General features: G+C 73.4%; 15 protein-coding genes and 1 pseudogene. 15 read left to right on the top strand and 1 reads right to left on the bottom strand.

Annotated features, from left to right (window positions below; all coding sequences use genetic code 11):
- The first annotated feature begins 6 nt into the window (after positions 1 to 6).
- The 8 genes from lepB (at position 7) to IE170_RS24845 (ending at position 7,784) form a co-directional block, all read left to right on the top strand.
- On the top strand, positions 7 to 804 hold the full coding sequence (gene lepB / locus IE170_RS24880) for a signal peptidase I (RefSeq protein ID WP_189811669.1): 798 nt from the start codon (positions 7 to 9) through the stop codon (positions 802 to 804).
- A complete protein-coding gene (locus IE170_RS24875) occupies positions 794 to 1,312 on the top strand; it encodes an NUDIX hydrolase (protein WP_189811668.1) in 519 nt (172 codons plus the stop codon). The genes lepB and IE170_RS24875 overlap by 11 nt, the downstream gene beginning before the upstream one ends.
- Positions 1,313 to 1,355: 43 nt before the next feature.
- Complete coding sequence (locus tag IE170_RS24870; protein WP_006139554.1) at positions 1,356 to 1,664, top strand: DUF2469 domain-containing protein; 309 nt, start codon at positions 1,356 to 1,358, stop codon at positions 1,662 to 1,664.
- 140 nt (positions 1,665 to 1,804) lie between these two features.
- Positions 1,805 to 2,176: a YraN family protein gene (locus tag IE170_RS24865; protein ID WP_189811667.1), complete on the top strand. Its 372-nt coding sequence runs from the start codon at positions 1,805 to 1,807 to the stop codon at positions 2,174 to 2,176.
- On the top strand, positions 2,176 to 3,807 hold the full coding sequence (locus tag IE170_RS24860) for a YifB family Mg chelatase-like AAA ATPase (protein WP_189811666.1): 1,632 nt from the start codon (positions 2,176 to 2,178) through the stop codon (positions 3,805 to 3,807). The genes IE170_RS24865 and IE170_RS24860 overlap by 1 nt, the downstream gene beginning before the upstream one ends.
- Before the next feature lie 998 nt (positions 3,808 to 4,805).
- Entirely contained in the window at positions 4,806 to 6,128 is a 1,323-nt protein-coding gene (gene dprA / locus IE170_RS24855) for a DNA-processing protein DprA (RefSeq protein ID WP_373299054.1), read from the top strand.
- 209 nt (positions 6,129 to 6,337) lie between these two features.
- Positions 6,338 to 7,174 (top strand): RNA polymerase sigma factor WhiG, encoded by an 837-nt coding sequence (whiG, locus tag IE170_RS24850; RefSeq protein ID WP_189811665.1) that lies wholly within the window; start codon positions 6,338 to 6,340, stop codon positions 7,172 to 7,174.
- 52 nt (positions 7,175 to 7,226) lie between these two features.
- Positions 7,227 to 7,784 (top strand): TetR/AcrR family transcriptional regulator, encoded by a 558-nt coding sequence (locus IE170_RS24845; protein ID WP_189811716.1) that lies wholly within the window; start codon positions 7,227 to 7,229, stop codon positions 7,782 to 7,784.
- A gap of 115 nt (positions 7,785 to 7,899) precedes the next feature.
- Here IE170_RS24845 and IE170_RS24840 read toward each other — a convergent pair.
- Positions 7,900 to 8,385: pseudogene (locus IE170_RS24840) on the bottom strand (M23 family metallopeptidase); the annotation flags it as partial.
- A gap of 252 nt (positions 8,386 to 8,637) precedes the next feature.
- Here IE170_RS24840 and rpsB point away from each other — a divergent pair.
- The 7 genes from rpsB (at position 8,638) to IE170_RS24805 (ending at position 15,800) form a co-directional block, all read left to right on the top strand.
- On the top strand, positions 8,638 to 9,486 hold the full coding sequence (rpsB, locus tag IE170_RS24835; RefSeq protein WP_125547582.1) for a 30S ribosomal protein S2: 849 nt from the start codon (positions 8,638 to 8,640) through the stop codon (positions 9,484 to 9,486).
- Positions 9,487 to 9,622: 136 nt separating this feature from the next.
- Entirely contained in the window at positions 9,623 to 10,459 is an 837-nt protein-coding gene (gene tsf, locus IE170_RS24830) for a translation elongation factor Ts (protein ID WP_125547580.1), read from the top strand.
- Positions 10,460 to 10,621: 162 nt separating this feature from the next.
- The gene (gene pyrH / locus IE170_RS24825; protein ID WP_189811664.1) at positions 10,622 to 11,401 is read left to right on the top strand and encodes a UMP kinase; all 780 of its coding nucleotides are present in this window, start codon (positions 10,622 to 10,624) and stop codon (positions 11,399 to 11,401) included.
- An 85-nt stretch (positions 11,402 to 11,486) separates the two neighbouring features.
- Positions 11,487 to 12,044: a ribosome recycling factor gene (frr, locus tag IE170_RS24820; protein WP_189811715.1), complete on the top strand. Its 558-nt coding sequence runs from the start codon at positions 11,487 to 11,489 to the stop codon at positions 12,042 to 12,044.
- Complete coding sequence (locus tag IE170_RS24815) at positions 12,044 to 13,120, top strand: phosphatidate cytidylyltransferase (protein WP_189811663.1); 1,077 nt, start codon at positions 12,044 to 12,046, stop codon at positions 13,118 to 13,120. Before frr ends, IE170_RS24815 begins: the two co-directional genes overlap by 1 nt.
- A 163-nt stretch (positions 13,121 to 13,283) precedes the next feature.
- Positions 13,284 to 14,399, top strand: a complete 1,116-nt coding sequence (gene rlmN, locus IE170_RS24810; RefSeq protein WP_125543697.1) for a dual-specificity RNA methyltransferase RlmN — start codon at positions 13,284 to 13,286, stop codon at positions 14,397 to 14,399.
- A 267-nt stretch (positions 14,400 to 14,666) separates the two neighbouring features.
- Positions 14,667 to 15,800 carry a thiamine ABC transporter substrate-binding protein gene (locus IE170_RS24805; protein ID WP_189811662.1) on the top strand — a complete coding sequence of 378 codons (1,134 nt, stop codon included), beginning with the start codon at positions 14,667 to 14,669 and terminating at the stop codon, positions 15,798 to 15,800.
- Positions 15,801 to 15,817: the final 17 nt, after the last annotated feature.

Here is a 15,817-nt window from a genome sequence, read left to right as displayed (position 1 = left end):
GCAGCCATGGGCGGAACGCAGGACAGCAGAACGCAGGACGGCAGCACGCAGGGAGCACGCGGGAGCGGAGGCGGCCGCCGTGGTGCCGGCAGCGTCCTGTCGGGCATCGCCGTCGCCGTCGGCTTCGTGCTCTTCCTGGGCGCCTTCGTGTGGGGGGCCGTGGTCTACCAGCCCTTCACGGTGCCGACCGACTCGATGGTCCCGACCGTCAGGCCGGGCGACCGGGTCCTCGCCCAGCGGATCGACGGCGCCGAGGTCCGCCGGGGCGACGTGGTCGTCTTCACCGACACCCGATGGGCCGACTCGCCCATGGTCAAGCGGGTCGTCGGCGTCGGCGGCGACACCGTGAAGTGCTGCGGCGCGGGCGGGCGGCTCACCCTCAACGGCCGCGAGCTCGACGAGCCGTACGCCGACCTCGACGACCCCGGTGCCGCCGCGAACGGGCTGCGGCCCGCGTCGCAGACCCCCTTCGAGGTGACCGTCCCCGAGGGGAACCTCTTCCTCCTGGGCGACCGCCGCTCCGCCTCCCTCGACTCGCGGGCACACCTCCAGGAGGCCGGGCAGGGGACCGTGCCGCGCTCCGCGGTTCGGGGCCGCGTCGACGCCCTCGCCTGGCCCTCCGCGACCATGGTCGGCCGGCCCGCGGCGTACGCGGACCTGCCCGGCGGGACCTCGCGGCCCGGGCCTCTGCGGATCCAGCTGGCCGCGGCCGCGGCCGGTGCCGCGCTCGTCCTGCTCGGGTGCGCGTACGGGCCCCTGGCGCGGGTGCTCGCCCGCCGGAAGGCGGCGGCCGGTGCCCGATGACCCGGCCGGCGCGGCCGGCTTCCGCAAGGTGTCCCGGGTGGTCCTGCTCGACCCCGCGGACCGGATCCTGCTGCTGCACGGCTTCGAGCCCGCGGCGCCGGAGGTCGACTGGTGGTTCACCCCGGGCGGCGGGCTGGAGGGCGCGGAGACCCGCGAGGAGGCCGCCCTGCGGGAGCTCGCGGAGGAGACCGGCATCACCGAGGTCGAGCTCGGACCGGTGCTGTGGCGGCGCCACTGCGCCTTCCCCTTCGACGGGCGGCGGTGGGAGCAGGACGAGTGGTACTTCCTGGCCCGGACCGGGCAGACGCGCACCGAGATGAAGGGCCTCACCGAACTGGAGCGGCGCAGCGTCACCGGGGCCAGGTGGTGGACCGTGGAGGAACTCCTCACGACCCGGGAGACCGTCTACCCCGCGCGGCTCGCCGGGCTCCTGGAGACCCTGCTGGCGGAGGGCCCGCCGGGCGCGCCGGTGGACCTCGCGACGGAAATCGACCGGCCGCCCGCGTGACTGCCGCACAATGGGGGGACGCACGGCTGAAGGGGAACATGCCATGAGCGCCGAGGACCTCGAGAAGTACGAGACCGAGATGGAGCTGAAGCTCTATCGGGAGTACCGCGACGTCGTCGGGCTGTTCAAGTACGTGATCGAGACGGAACGCCGCTTCTACCTGACGAACGACTACGAGATGCAGGTGCACTCGGTCCAGGGGGAGGTGTTCTTCGAGGTGACGATGGCCGACGCCTGGGTGTGGGACATGTACCGGCCGGCCCGCTTCGTCAAGCAGGTGCGCGTGCTGACCTTCAAGGACGTGAACATCGAGGAGCTCAACAAGAGCGACCTCGAACTGCCCGGCAGCTGATCGCGGCGGCCCGGCCGCACCCGCCGGCGGCGCTCCCGTCCCCCTGAGGGGTGAGGGCGCCGTCCACAACGGCCTCTTCGTCCACCAAGATCCACTCGCTTCTGCGGTCCGCGGGACCGTGGCGGTGGAGGTGGTGCGCGATGGACGCGAAGGGCGTGGCGCGGCAGGCAATGGGGCGGTACGGCGAGGAGCTCGCCGTGCGGCGGCTGGCGGAGGCCGGCATGACCGTCATCGAGCGGAACTGGCGGTGCCGGGCGGGGGAGATCGACATCCTCGCCCGGGACGGGGACGCGCTCGTGGTGTGCGAGGTCAAGACGCGGCGGGCGGGCCCGTTCGAGCACCCGATGGCCGCGGTGCGGCCGGGCAAGGCCGAGCGGCTGCGCAGGCTCGCCGGGCGCTGGCTCGCCGACCACGGGGGACCGCCGCCGGGCGGGGTGCGGATCGACCTCGTGGGGGTCGTGCTCCCGCGGCGCGGGGCGCCCGTCGTGGAGCACGTCAGGGGGGTGGCGTGATGGGATTCGCGCGAGCCTGCTCGGTGGCCCTCGTCGGCGTCGAGGGCGTGGTCGTGGAGGTCCAGGCCGACCTCGAACCGGGCGTGGCGGCCTTCACCCTGGTGGGGCTGCCCGACAAGACCCTGGTCGAGAGCCGGGACCGGGTGCGGGCCGCGGTCGCCAACTCCGGCGCCGCCTGGCCGCAGAAGAAGCTCACGGTCGGGCTCAGCCCTGCCTCCGTCCCCAAGGGCGGCTCGGGATTCGACCTCGCCGTCGCGGCAGCGGTGCTCGGAGCCGCGGAGGTGGTCGACCCGGCGGTCATCGCCGACCTGGTCCTGATCGGGGAGCTGGGACTGGACGGCCGGGTCCGGCCGGTGCCCGGCATCCTCCCGGCGGTGCTCGCCGCCGCGGAGGCCGGCCACCGCCACGTCGTCGTGCCGCGGGGCTGCGCCGCCGAGGCGGAGCTGGTGCCCGGGGTGTCGGTGCTCGGCGTCGGCAGCCTGCGCCGGCTGATCGCGGTGCTCACCGGCGCCGACGGGGCGGCCGCCGAGCCCGAGGAGGAGGCAGGGCCGCCCGGCCCGGGGCCCTCGGCGCTGCTGGTGCCCGGCGCGGGCCTGGGCACCGGGGTCCTGTCCGGCCGGCCGGCGGAGGGCGGCCCGGGCGATCTGCCGGACCTGGCCGATGTGGCCGGGCAGCAGGCGGCCCGCCGGGCCCTGGAGGTCGCCGCCTCCGGAGGGCACCACCTGTTCCTGAGCGGGCCGCCGGGCGCGGGCAAGACGATGCTCGCCGAACGGATGCAGGGCATCCTGCCGCCGCTCACCCGGCAGGACTCCCTGGAGGTGACCGCCGTCCACTCGGTCGCCGGGATCCTCCCGCCGGGGGACCCCCTCGTCACCCGCGCCCCGTACTGCGCGCCGCACCACTCCGCCACCATGCAGTCCCTCGTCGGCGGCGGGGCCGGGGTGCCGCGGCCGGGGGCCGTCTCGCTGGCACACCGCGGAATCCTCTTCCTGGACGAAGCCGCCGAGTTCAGTGCGAAGGCGCTGGACGCGCTGCGCCAGCCCCTGGAGTCCGGGCGGGTGGTCATCGCCCGGGCCGCCGGGGTGGTCCAGCTGCCGGCCCGCTTCCTGATGGTCCTCGCCGCCAACCCCTGCCCCTGCGGGCGGCACGGGCTGTACGGCGCGGGCTGCGAATGCCCCGCCTCGGTGGTGCGGCGGTACCAGGCCCGGCTGTCGGGGCCGCTGCTGGACCGGGTGGACCTGCGGGTGGAGGTCGAGCCGGTCGGCCGCCGCGACCTGGCCCGGCCCGGCAGCCGCGGCGAGCCGACGGCTGTCGTCGCCGCCCGGGTCCTCCAGGCCAGGGAGCGCGCCGCGGCCCGGCTCGCCGGGACGCCGTGGCGGCTCAACGCCGAGGTTCCCGGACACGAGCTCCGCACCCGCTGGCCGGCCGCCCCCGGCGCGCTCGCCCAGGCCGAGCGCGATCTGGAGCGCGGCCTCCTCACCGCCCGCGGGCTCGACCGGGTGCTCCGGGTCGCCTGGACCGTGGCCGACCTGCGGGGCAACGACCACCCGGACGCCCTGGACGTGGCCGTCGCCCTGGAACTCCGCACCGGCGTCGCCCGCGGCGCCCTCACGGCAGGAGCCACCGCATGACCCCGCCCCCCACTCCCGAACCGCTGCCGGACTCCGGGCAGCCGCACGGCCCCGGTCCGGGGCGGGCGGCGCCGGACTCCGCATCACCGCACGGCCGCGGCGCCGGGCCGACGACGGGCTCCCGGCGACCGCACGGCCCCAATCCGAGGCCGGTGACGGGCTCCGGGCCGCCGCAGGGTCCCGGTTGCGAGCCGATGCCCGGAGTCGACCAGCCGCACGACCCCGGTCGCGGGCAGGTGGCGGGCTTCAGGCCGCCGCACGGTCCTGGCGCCGAGCCGCTGCCCGAAGCGGGGCAGCGGCAGGGCGCCGGCTCCGGGCCGCCGCACGGTCCTGGTTGCGAGCCGCTGTCCGGAGTGGGGCAGCCGCATGGCCCTGGCTCCGGTCCGGTGACGGGTTCCGGGCCGCCACAGCGCCGCGGCCCCGAGCTGATGGCGGGTTCCGGGCCGCCGCACGGCTCAGGCTCCGGGCAGGTGGCGGGCTTCGGGCCGCCGCACGGTCCTGGTTGCGAGCCGCTGTCCGGAGTGGGGCAGCCGCATGGCCCTGGCTCCGGGGCGGTGGCGGGCTCCGGGGCCCCGCATGGTCTCGGTAACGGGCCGCCGCAAAGCCCTGATTCCGGGCCGATGCCCGAAGTTGGCCGTGGCTCCGGTTCCGAGCCGGCGGCAGGCTCAGGGCCGCCGCACGGGCCTGGCTGCGGGCCGCCGCAGGGCCCTGGCGTCGACCAGCGCGGCCCCGGTCGCGAGCCGGTGACCGGCTCCGGACCGTCGCAGGGCCCTGGTCGCGAGCCGATGTCCGAAGCGGGGCGGCCGCATGGCCCCGGTTCCGGGGCGGTGATGGGCTCCGGACCGCCGGACGGCTCCGGCTCCGAGCCGCTGCTGCACGGAGCGGGGGAGCAGCAGGGCCCTGACTCCGAGCCGATGCCCGGAGTCGACCAGCCGAACGGCTCCGGTCCCGAGCCGGCGGCGGGCTCGGGGCCGCTGCACGGCACCGGTCGCGAGCCGGTGGCGGGCTTGGGGCCGCACGGCCCTGGCTTCGGGTCGGGGGCGGGTGCGGAGTCGCCGCAGGGCCGGGGGCCCGAGCGGGTGGCCGGCTTCGGGGCGCCCGGTGGTCCCGGGGCGGAGGGGCGAGCCCCGGCCGAAGTGGAAGGCGCGCTCCGGGGGAACGAGGAGGAGCTGCTTGCGCGGGTTGCGTTGACGCGGGTGCTGGAGCCGGGGGACGTGCACGGGGGACGGTGGCTGCGCGAGTACGGGGCCGCCGGGCTGATGCGGATGCTCACCGGGGCCGACCCCGAGCCCCCGGAGCTGGCCGGGGCGGGGCGGCAGCGGGTCGCCGGATACCGGCTGAGGGCCGCCCAGGCCGATCCCCGCGCCGACCTGGACCGGGCGGCCGAGCTGGGCTGCCGGTTCCTCTGCCCCGGCACCCCGCAGTGGCCCACCCAGCTCGACGACCTCGGTGACGCCAGACCCGTCGGCCTGTGGGTGCGGGGCACCCCCGACCTGCGGACCTGGGCGCTGCGCTCCGTCGCCCTCGTCGGGGCGCGGGCCTGCACCCCGTACGGGGCGCACATGGCGCACACCCTGGCCGCCGGGCTCGCCGAGCGCGGCTGGGTCGTGGTGTCGGGGGCCGCGTACGGGGTCGACGGCGCCGCACACCGCGGTGCGCTCGGGGCCGGCGGGGCGACGGCCGCGGTCCTGGCCTGCGGGGTCGACACCGCGTACCCGCGGGGCCACGCCGGGCTGCTCGGCGCCATCGCCGGACAGGGGCTGGTGCTGGGCGAGCTGCCGCCCGGCAGCCACCCGACGCCGGCCCGGTTCGTGCTGCGCAACCGGGTCATCGCCGCCCTGACCCGCGGCACCGTCGTGGTCGAGGCGGCCTACCGCAGCGGATCGCTGGTCACCGCCCGCCGGGCCCGGCAGCTGGGCCGGTTCACCATGGGCGTCCCCGGGCCCGCCACCAGCGCGCTGTCGGCCGGGGTGCACGAGCTGCTGCGCGGGGAGGCGGTGCTCGTCACCGACGCGGCCGAGGTCGTCGAACTCGTCGGCGGCATGGGGGAGCTGGCGCCCGAACGGCGCGGGCCGGTCCTCGCCCGCGACCTGCTGGACCCGGACACCGCGCGGGTGCTGGACGCCCTGCCGGCCGCAGGGCCGGCGCAGGCCGGCGACATCGCCCTCGCCGCGGGGACCGGCACCGATGAAGTCATCGGCAGACTGTACGAACTTCACTCTCTGGGGTTCGTCGAACGGCTGGGCGACGCCTGGCGGTTGGCCAAGAGGACACGCCGGGAAGGCACACGAACCGGTGGCGAACGGCGAGGCGGTCCGTGACCTGGGGCGTTCCGGTGAAAGAGTGAAGCCGATGAATACCGCGGTCTTTCCGCCGGCAGCGGCCGGGACCGGGCGCCCGGCGCCGGTCCCGGGCCATCCGTGCGATCCGGGACGCCTCCGGGGCCTCATACGATCCCGTACTCTTCGCGCACCGCGACTACTCCGTCACGCTACGCTCACAAGGAATCCGGCTCCGGCAAAGGCGAAGCATGCCCCAGCACACCTCACGGTCCGACCGCGCTGCTGTGCCCACCGCTGCCCGCGGCGGTGTGCGGCCCACCGCGCCCTCGTCCCTGGAGGCGCTGTGGCGCTCGTACAAGGCATCGGGTGACGGACGGCTGCGCGAGCAGCTGATCCTCCACTACTCGCCCCTCGTCAAGTACGTCGCCGGCCGGGTCAGCGTGGGCCTCCCGCCCAACGTGGAGCAGGCCGACTTCGTCTCCTCCGGCGTCTTCGGGCTGATCGACGCCATCGAGAAGTTCGACCTCGACCGCTCCATCAAGTTCGAGACGTACGCCATCACCCGCATCCGGGGCGCCATGATCGACGAGCTGCGGGCGCTCGACTGGATCCCGCGCTCGGTGCGGCAGAAGGCGCGGGCCGTCGAGCGGGCGTACGCCACGCTGGAGGCGCAGCTGCGCCGCACCCCCACGGAGCACGAGGTCGCCGCCGAGATGGGCATCGCCGTGGAGGAACTCCACACGGTGTTCAGCCAGTTGTCCCTGGCGAACGTGGTCGCCCTGGAGGAGCTGCTGCACGTCGGCGGGGAGGGCGGCGACCGCCTCTCCCTGATGGACACCCTGGAGGACACCGCCGCCGACGACCCCGTGGAGGTGGCCGAGGACCGCGAGCTGCGCAGGCTGCTGGCCCGGGCCATCAACACGCTGCCCGAGCGGGAGAAGACGGTGGTGACGCTCTACTACTACGAGGGCCTGACCCTGGCCGAGATCGGCAACGTCCTCGGCGTCACCGAGAGCCGCGTCAGCCAGATCCACACCAAGTCGGTGCTGCAACTGCGCGCAAAGCTGGCCGATGTGGGGCGCTGACCCGCCGGTACCTCCGTACAGTGGACGGGTGCCCAGGATTCGAGCGGCCTCCGTGGCCGAGCACCGGTCGATGCAGCGCGGCGCCCTGTTGGACGCGGCGCGCTCCCTGCTGTCCGAAGGCGGGACCGAGGCCCTGACCTTCCCCGCCCTGGCGGAGCGGACCGGCCTGGCCCGGTCCTCCGTCTACGAGTACTTCCGCTCCCGCGCCGCCGTCGTCGAGGAGCTGTGCGCGGTGGACTTCCCCGTCTGGGCCGCGGAGATCGAGGCGGCCATGGAGCGGGCCGCCACGCCCGAGGCCAAGATCGAGGCCTACGTGCGCAGCCAGCTCGGCCTCGTCGGGGACCGGCGCCACCGGGCTGTGGTGGCGATCTCGGCGAGCGAGCTGGACGCGGGCGCCCGGGAGAAGATCCGCGCCGCGCACGGCGGGCTCGTCGCGCTGATCGTGGAGGCGCTGGCCGCGCTGGGCCAGGAGGAGCCGAAGCTGGCGGCGATGCTGCTCCAGGGCGTCGTCGACGCGGCGGTGCGCCGCATCGAGCTGGGCGCGGCCGAGGACCCGGCCGTGGTGACCGAGACGGCCGTCGCGATGGCCCTGCGGGGCGTCCGGGGCTGAGCGCCGCTCCCGCGGCCGGCAGCAGCCGCGGCGACGGCCGCGGGAGCAGGCCGAGCGGGTTGAGGTACTCCCCGCCCGCGAGCAGGCCCCAGTGCAGGCAGGGCCGCGCCCCGCAGTGGCCGCCCGCCTCCAGGACGGCGACGACCTGCCCGGCGGCGACGGCCTCCCCCTCCGCGACGAGCGGCCGCACCGGCTCGTACGTGGTGCGCAGGCCGCCCGGCAGGGTGAGCGACAGCACCCCGCGCCCGGCGACCGGCCCCGCGTGGTGCACCCGCCCCGGGCCCACCGCCCGCACCCGCACTCCCGCAGGGGCCGCCAGGTCCACCCCCCGGTGCCCGGCCGCGTACGGGGTCGGCGGCGGGTCCCACCAGCGGGCCACCGCCAGCGGACCCGGCAGCGGCCGCACCGCCCCCGGCAGCGGCCGCACCGCCCCCGGCAGCGGCCGCACCGTCCCGGCCGGCGCCGCGCCGGACCGCACTGCCCCCGGCGCACGCGCGGGCGCGCGGGCGGCCTCGCGGGCGTCCGCCGCCCCCGGCGGGCCCGGGGCCGCCGCGCGGGCGGTGAGCAGCAGCAGCGCGATCAGCAGCGTCGTCAGGGTCATGCGGCCAGCGTGCCCCCGCCGCCGCGGGGCGCGGGCGGGCCTGTGGACGGCGGGCCGGTTGTGGACTGCGGCGTCACCTGGCATACCGCCCGGTCCCGTACACTTCTTACGGCGATCCGGGTCACCGGGTCGACTTCGCACGCCCCGGGGCCGGTCGGCAAGACCGGGTGCCGGCGTCTCTCGGTCCCCTTCGACGGGGGCAGGACGCAGCGGGGCGTCAGGACCAAAACCGAGAAAACCAAGGAGATGGCCATGGCCGTCGTAACGATGCGGGAGCTGCTGGAGAGCGGCGTCCACTTCGGTCACCAGACCCGTCGCTGGAACCCGAAGATGAAGCGCTTCATCTTCACCGAGCGCAACGGCATCTACATCATCGACCTGCTCCAGTCGCTGTCGTACATCGACCGCGCCTACGAGTTCGTCAAGGAGACCGTCGCGCACGGCGGCTCCATCATGTTCGTCGGTACCAAGAAGCAGGCCCAGGAGGCCATCGCCGAGCAGGCGACGCGCGTCGGCATGCCGTACGTCAACCAGCGCTGGCTCGGCGGCATGCTCACCAACTTCTCCACGGTCTACAAGCGCCTGCAGCGCCTGAAGGAGCTCGAGGCGATCGACTTCGAGGACGTCGCGTCCTCGGGTCTGACCAAGAAGGAGCTCCTGGTCCTCTCCCGCGAGAAGGCCAAGCTGGAGAAGACCCTCGGTGGTATCCGCGAGATGCAGAAGGTGCCCAGCGCCGTCTGGATCGTCGACACCAAGAAGGAGCACATCGCCGTCGGCGAGGCTCGCAAGCTGAACATCCCGGTCGTCGCGATCCTCGACACCAACTGCGACCCCGACGAGGTCGACTACAAGATCCCGGGCAACGACGACGCGATCCGCTCCGTCACCCTGCTCACCCGCGTCATCGCCGACGCCGTCGCCGAGGGCCTGATCGCCCGCTCCGGCGCTGCGACCGGCGACTCGAAGCCGGGCGACAAGGCCGCCGGCGAGCCGCTCGCCGAGTGGGAGCGCGACCTGCTCGAGGGCGAGAAGAAGGCCGACGCCGCCGAGGCCGCCCCGGCCGCCGAGGCTGCCCCGGCCGCCGAGGCCGAGCAGGCCTGACCCACTGGAAGGGCCCGGGGTTCACGCTCCGGGCACTTGCAGCACGGACGATGACGGCGGGGGAGCCGCGCCACGAGCGCGCCTCCTCCGCCGTTCACCCGTAGATCTACGACTTCGAGAGAGAAGCAAAAGACTCATGGCGAACTACACCGCCGCTGACGTCAAGAAGCTCCGCGAGCTCACCGGCGCCGGCATGCTGGACTGCAAGAACGCGCTCGTCGAGGCCGACGGCGACGTGGAGAAGGCCCAGGAGGCCCTCCGCATCAAGGGTCAGAAGGGCGTCGCCAAGCGCGAGGGCCGCTCCGCCGAGAACGGTGCCGTCGTCTCCCTCATCGCCGACGACAACACCTCCGGTGTCCTCGTCGAGCTGAAGTGCGAGACGGACTTCGTCGCCAAGGGTGAGAAGTTCCTCGCCGTCGCCAACCAGCTGGCCGCCCACGTCGCCGCCACCTCCCCGGCCGACATCGAGGCCCTGCTCGCCTCCGAGATCGAGCCCGGCAAGACGGTCACCGCCTTCGTCGACGAGGCCAACGCCAACCTCGGCGAGAAGATCGTCCTGGACCGCTTCGCGCAGTTCACCGGTGGCTACGTCACCTCCTACATGCACCGCACCATGCCCGACCTGCCGTTCCAGATCGGCGTCCTGGTCGAGCTGGACAAGGAGAACGCCGAGGTCGCCCGCGGCGTCGCGCAGCACATCGCCGCGTTCGCCCCGCAGTGGCTGTCCGCCGAGGACGTCCCGGCCGACAAGGTCGAGTCCGAGCGCCGCATCGCCGAAGAGGTCACCCGCGCGGAGGGCAAGCCCGAGGCCGCCATCGCCAAGATCGTCGAGGGCCGCGTGAACGGCTTCTTCAAGGACGCCACCCTCCTGGGCCAGCCGTACGCGCTGGACAACAAGAAGTCCGTCCAGAAGGTCCTGGACGAGGCCGGTGTCACCCTGAAGCGCTTCACGCGCATCAAGGTCGGCATCTGAGTCCGTCCGTACACGACGGGCACCGGACCCCGGTAGGGTCTGAGGCAGTCGTCCGCGTACGCGTGGAACGACCGCAGATCTGACGAGGAGGCCATTGCCGTAGAGGGAACCGCGAGGACCCACCGGCAATGGCCTTCTTCGTATGTGCACGAGGAGATCTCCATGAATCAGGGCGTGGACACCCACAACGCTTCCGACGACAAGAGCGACCACGGGAAGAAGGGCCGCCGCTTCATGCTGAAGCTGTCCGGCGAAGCCTTCTCCGGCGGCGGCGGACTGGGCGTCGACCCCGACGTCGTCCACGCCATCGCGCGTGAGATCGCCGCGGTGGTCCGCGACGGCGCGGAGATCGCCGTCGTGATCGGCGGCGGCAACTTCTTCCGCGGCGCCGAACTCCAGCAGCGCGGCATGGACCGCGCCCGTTCCGACTACATGGGCATGCTCGGCACCGTCATGAACTGCCTCGCCCTCCAGGACTTCCTGGAGAAGGAGGGCATCGACTCCCGTGTGCAGACGGCGATCACCATGGGCCAGGTCGCCGAGCCGTACATCCCCCTGCGGGCCGTGCGGCACCTGGAGAAGGGCCGCGTCGTGATCTTCGGCGCGGGCATGGGCATGCCGTACTTCTCCACCGACACCACGGCCGCCCAGCGCGCCCTGGAGATCGACGCCGAGGCCCTGCTCATGGGCAAGAACGGCGTCGACGGGGTCTACGACTCCGACCCCAAGAAGAACCCCGACGCGGTGAAGTTCGACGCACTGGAGTACGGCGAGGTGCTCTCCCGCGACCTCAAGGTCGCCGACGCCACCGCCATCACGCTGTGCCGCGACAACGATCTGCCGATCCTGGTGTTCGAACTGCTCGCCGAGGGCAATATCGCCCGCGCCGTCAAGGGTGAGAAGATCGGCACGCTCGTGAGCGACCAGGGAACCCGGGCCTGAGCGGTCCGCAGCCGGGTCCGGCCGCACGCGGCCGGACCCGCACCGCCCGCCTGAACCATCCATTCAAGACATGCAGGAGCACGTGGTGATCGAAGAAATCCTCCTCGAGGCCGAGGAGAAGATGGAGAAGGCCGTCGTCGTCGCCAAGGAAGACTTCGCCGCGATCCGCACCGGCCGTGCGCACCCGGCGATGTTCAACAAGATCATGGCGGACTACTACGGCGCCATCACCCCCATCAACCAGCTCGCGTCCTTCTCGGTGCCCGAGCCGCGCATGGCCGTGGTGACCCCGTTCGACAAGAGCGCCCTGCGCAACATCGAGCAGGCCATCCGCGACTCGGACCTGGGGGTCAACCCCAGCAACGACGGCAACATCATCCGTGTGGTGTTCCCCGAGCTGACCGAGGAGCGCCGCCGCGACTACATCAAGGTCGCGCGCACCAAGGCCGAGGACTCCCGCGTCTCCATCCGCTCCGTCCGCCGCAAGGCCAAGGACGCCCTCGACAAGCTCGTCAAGGACAAGGAGACGGGCGAGGACGAGGTCCGCCGCGCGGAGAAGGAGCTCGACGACACCACCGCGAAGTACGTCGCGCAGGTGGACGAGCTGCTCAAGCACAAGGAAGCCGAGCTCCTCGAGGTCTGATGAACGACTCTCCCTGGGCCGCGGAGCCGGTTCCGGCGGGTCCCGCATACGATGCGCTGGTGGGCCCGCAGACTCGGCCCATGCCCATCGTGCCCGATGCCGCCGGCCGTGACTTCGACGACCGGGATGCACGCGATCGGGGGGCCGCCGCTGGAGGCGGCCCCCCGTTCCGCGCCGAGACGCCGCCGCAGGAGCCCATGCCCAGCCCCCCGCCCCCGCCCTCGCAGGCGCCGCAGGACGCCTCGCCACCGCCCCCCAAGAAGCGGGCGGGCCGAGACCTGCGCGCCGCGATAGGGGTCGGTGTCGGCCTCGGAGCGGTGATCTTCGCTTCGCTGTTCATCGTCAAGGCGGTCTTCGTCGGCGTCATCGTCGTCGCGGTCGTCGTGGGCCTGTGGGAGCTCACCTCCCGGCTCCAGGAGAAGAAGGGCATCAAGGCGCCGCTCGTGCCGCTGGCCATCGGCGGCGCCGCCATGGTCATCGCCGGGTACGTCCGCGGCGCCGAGGGCGCCTGGGTGGCGATGGCCCTGACCGCGCTCGCGGTCCTGGTCTGGCGGATGACCGAACCGCCGGAGGACTACCTCAAGGACGTCACCGCCGGTGTCTTCGCCGCCTTCTACGTGCCGTTCCTGGCGACCTTCGTCGCGATGCTCCTCACCGCGGACGACGGCCCCCAGCGCGTGGTCACCTTCCTCGTCCTGACCGTGGTCAGCGACACCGGGGCCTACGCGGTCGGCTGGCGCTTCGGCAAGACCAAGCTCGCCCCGCGCATCAGTCCCGGCAAGACGCGCGAGGGGCTCCTCGGAGCCGTCGTCTTCGCCATGGCCGCCGGCGCCCTGTGCATGGAGTTCCTGGTCGACGGGGGCGCCTGGTGGCAGGGGCTGGTCCTCGGCCTCGCGGTCGCCGTCAGCGCCACCCTCGGCGACCTCGGCGAGTCGATGATCAAGCGGGATCTGGGGATCAAGGACATGGGCACGCTGCTCCCCGGCCACGGCGGGATCATGGACCGGCTGGACTCGCTGCTGCCGACCGCCCCCGTGGTCTGGCTGCTGCTGGCCCTCTTCGTCGGCACGGGCTGAGCCGACCGGGTTATCCTGAAGGGCGCACCACCACCGGTGGTGCGCCCTTTCCCCGTGATCGCGGGGATGCATCTGTGAGGTCTCCGGGCGCGGACAGCGCCATCGCCATCGGCTCCGCACGCGCGGGGGTCGTCAGACCTCGTCGCCCTGAGGAGGACCGAACATGGCACCCCGCCCCGCTCCGGGAGAGCTCACCTTCGTCGCGCCGAAGGCCGCGAAGAAGCCGCCGCGGCACCTGGCCGACATGACGCCGGCCGAGCGCCGCGAGGCCGTCGCCGCGATCGGCGAGAAGCCGTTCCGCGCCAAGCAGCTCTCGCAGCACTACTTCGCCCGCTACGCCCACGACCCGGCCGAGTGGACCGACATCCCCGCCGGCTCCCGCGAGAAGCTCCGCGAGGAGCTGCTGCCCGAGCTGATGAAGGTCGTACGGCACATCTCCTGCGACGACGACACCACCCGCAAGACCCTGTGGCGCCTGCACGACGGCACCCTCGTCGAGTCCGTCCTGATGCGCTACCCCGACCGGGTCACCATGTGCATCTCCTCGCAGGCCGGCTGCGGCATGAACTGCCCGTTCTGCGCCACCGGCCAGGCCGGGCTGGACCGCAACCTGTCCACCGCGGAGATCGTCCACCAGATCGTCGACGGCATGCGCGCCCTGCGCGACGGCGAGGTCCCCGGCGGCCCCGCCCGGCTGTCGAACATCGTCTTCATGGGCATGGGCGAGCCCCTCGCCAACTACAACCGCGTCGTCGGCGCGATCCGCCGGCTGACCGACCCCGAGCCCGACGGCCTCGGCCTGTCGCAGCGCGGCATCACCGTCTCCACCGTCGGCCTCGTCCCGGCGATGCTGCGCTTCGCCGACGAGGGATTCAAGTGCCGCCTCGCCGTCTCCCTGCACGCCCCCGACGACGAGCTGCGCGACACCCTCGTCCCGGTGAACACCCGCTGGAAGGTCCGCGAGGTCCTCGACGCCGCGTGGGAGTACGCCGAGAAGTCCGGCCGCCGCGTCTCCATCGAGTACGCCCTGATCCGCGACATCAACGACCAGGCCTGGCGCGGCGACCTCCTCGGCCGGCTGCTCAAGGGCAAGCGCGTCCACGTCAACCTGATCCCGCTGAACCCGACGCCCGGCTCCAAGTGGACCGCCTCGCGGCCCGAGGACGAGCGTGCCTTCGTCGAGGCCATCGCCCGCCACGGCGTGCCGGTCACCGTCCGCGACACCCGCGGCCAGGAGATCGACGGCGCCTGCGGGCAGCTGGCGGCCGCCGAGCGCTGACGGCCCCGGCCGGACAGCGGAGGCCCGAGAGGTGGGGAACCGGCCGCGGGGTACCCTGTGGCCGAACCAATTCCACATTCCGACAGGGGAGCGCCACAGCGCTGAGAGTGCGGTCACCGTCCACCGCAGACCCTCTGAACCTCGCCCCGGTCATTCGGGGTAGGGAGTTCGGTCACCACTCAAGCTGTTGCGCCCTGCCCGGCGTCCGCTCGCGAAGCGCCCGGCAGGGCCGCGTCTTCTCCTGGTCACACCCAGGAGGAATCACCAGTGAGCACCACCACCCGGAGACTCGCGGCCACCGCGCTCGCGACCGCCCTCGGCGCCTCCGCGCTCACCGCCTGCGGCGGCGGCAGCGGGGACGGGTCCGCGGCCGACGGCAGCGGAAAGCCGGCGCAGAAGACCGTCACGCTCGTCACCCACGACTCCTTCGCCGTGACCGATGCGGTCCTCAAGGAGTTCGAGCAGCAGACCGGCCACACCGTGAAGGTCCTCAACTCCGGGGACGCCGGCACCGCCCTCAACCAGGAGATCCTCACCAAGGGCTCCCCCCGCGGAGACGTCTTCTTCGGCGTCGACAACACCCTCCTCTCGCGCGCCCTCGACAACGGGATCTTCACCCCGTACGAGGCGAAGGGCCTCGACGCGGTCAAGCCGGAGTTCGTCCTCGACGCGCAGCACCGGGTCACTCCCGTCGACTCCGGCGACATCTGCGTCAACTACGACAAGGCGTACTTCGCCGACAGGAAGCTCGCCCCGCCGCAGACCCTCGACGACCTCGCCAAGCCCGAGTACAAGGACCTGCTGGTCGTCGAGAACGCGGCGACCTCCTCGCCCGGCCTCAGCTTCCTGCTGGCCACCGTCGGCAAGTACGGCGATGGGGGCACCTCCCAGGGCGGAGCCTCTGGGGGAGGCTGGAAGGACTACTGGGCCAAGCTGAAGGCCAACGGCGTCGAGGTCGTCGACGGCTGGGAGCAGGCCTACAACGAGCGCTTCTCCGGCTCCGCCGGCGGCAAGAAGGCCAAGGGCGACCGCCCGCTGGTCGTCTCGTACGCCTCCAGCCCGCCGGTCGAGGTCCTCTACGCCGAGCCGCAGCCGGCCGAGGCCCCCACGGGCGTCGCCACCGGCACGTGCTTCCGCCAGACCGAGTTCGCTGGCCTGCTCAAGGGAGCGAAGAACGAGGCGGGAGGCAAGGCGCTCATCGACTTCATGATCGGCAAGAAGTTCCAGGAGGACATGCCGCTCAAGATGTTCGTGAACCCCGTCGTCAAGGACGCGCAGCTGCCCGAGCTGTTCACCAAGCACGGCGCCGTCGTGGAGAAGCCCGAGACCGTGGCTCCCGACGCCATCGCCAAGAACCGGGAGCAGTGGGTCAAGACGTGGACCTCGCTCGTCGTGAAGTAGCCGGCGCCGGCGCGGGG

The organism is Streptomyces toxytricini (assembly GCF_014649915.1).
GTDB classification, from domain to species: Bacteria; Actinomycetota; Actinomycetes; order Streptomycetales; family Streptomycetaceae; genus Streptomyces; species Streptomyces toxytricini.
Note: the sequence above shows the minus strand (reverse complement) of the source record. Positions and strands in the feature narration are given on the sequence as shown.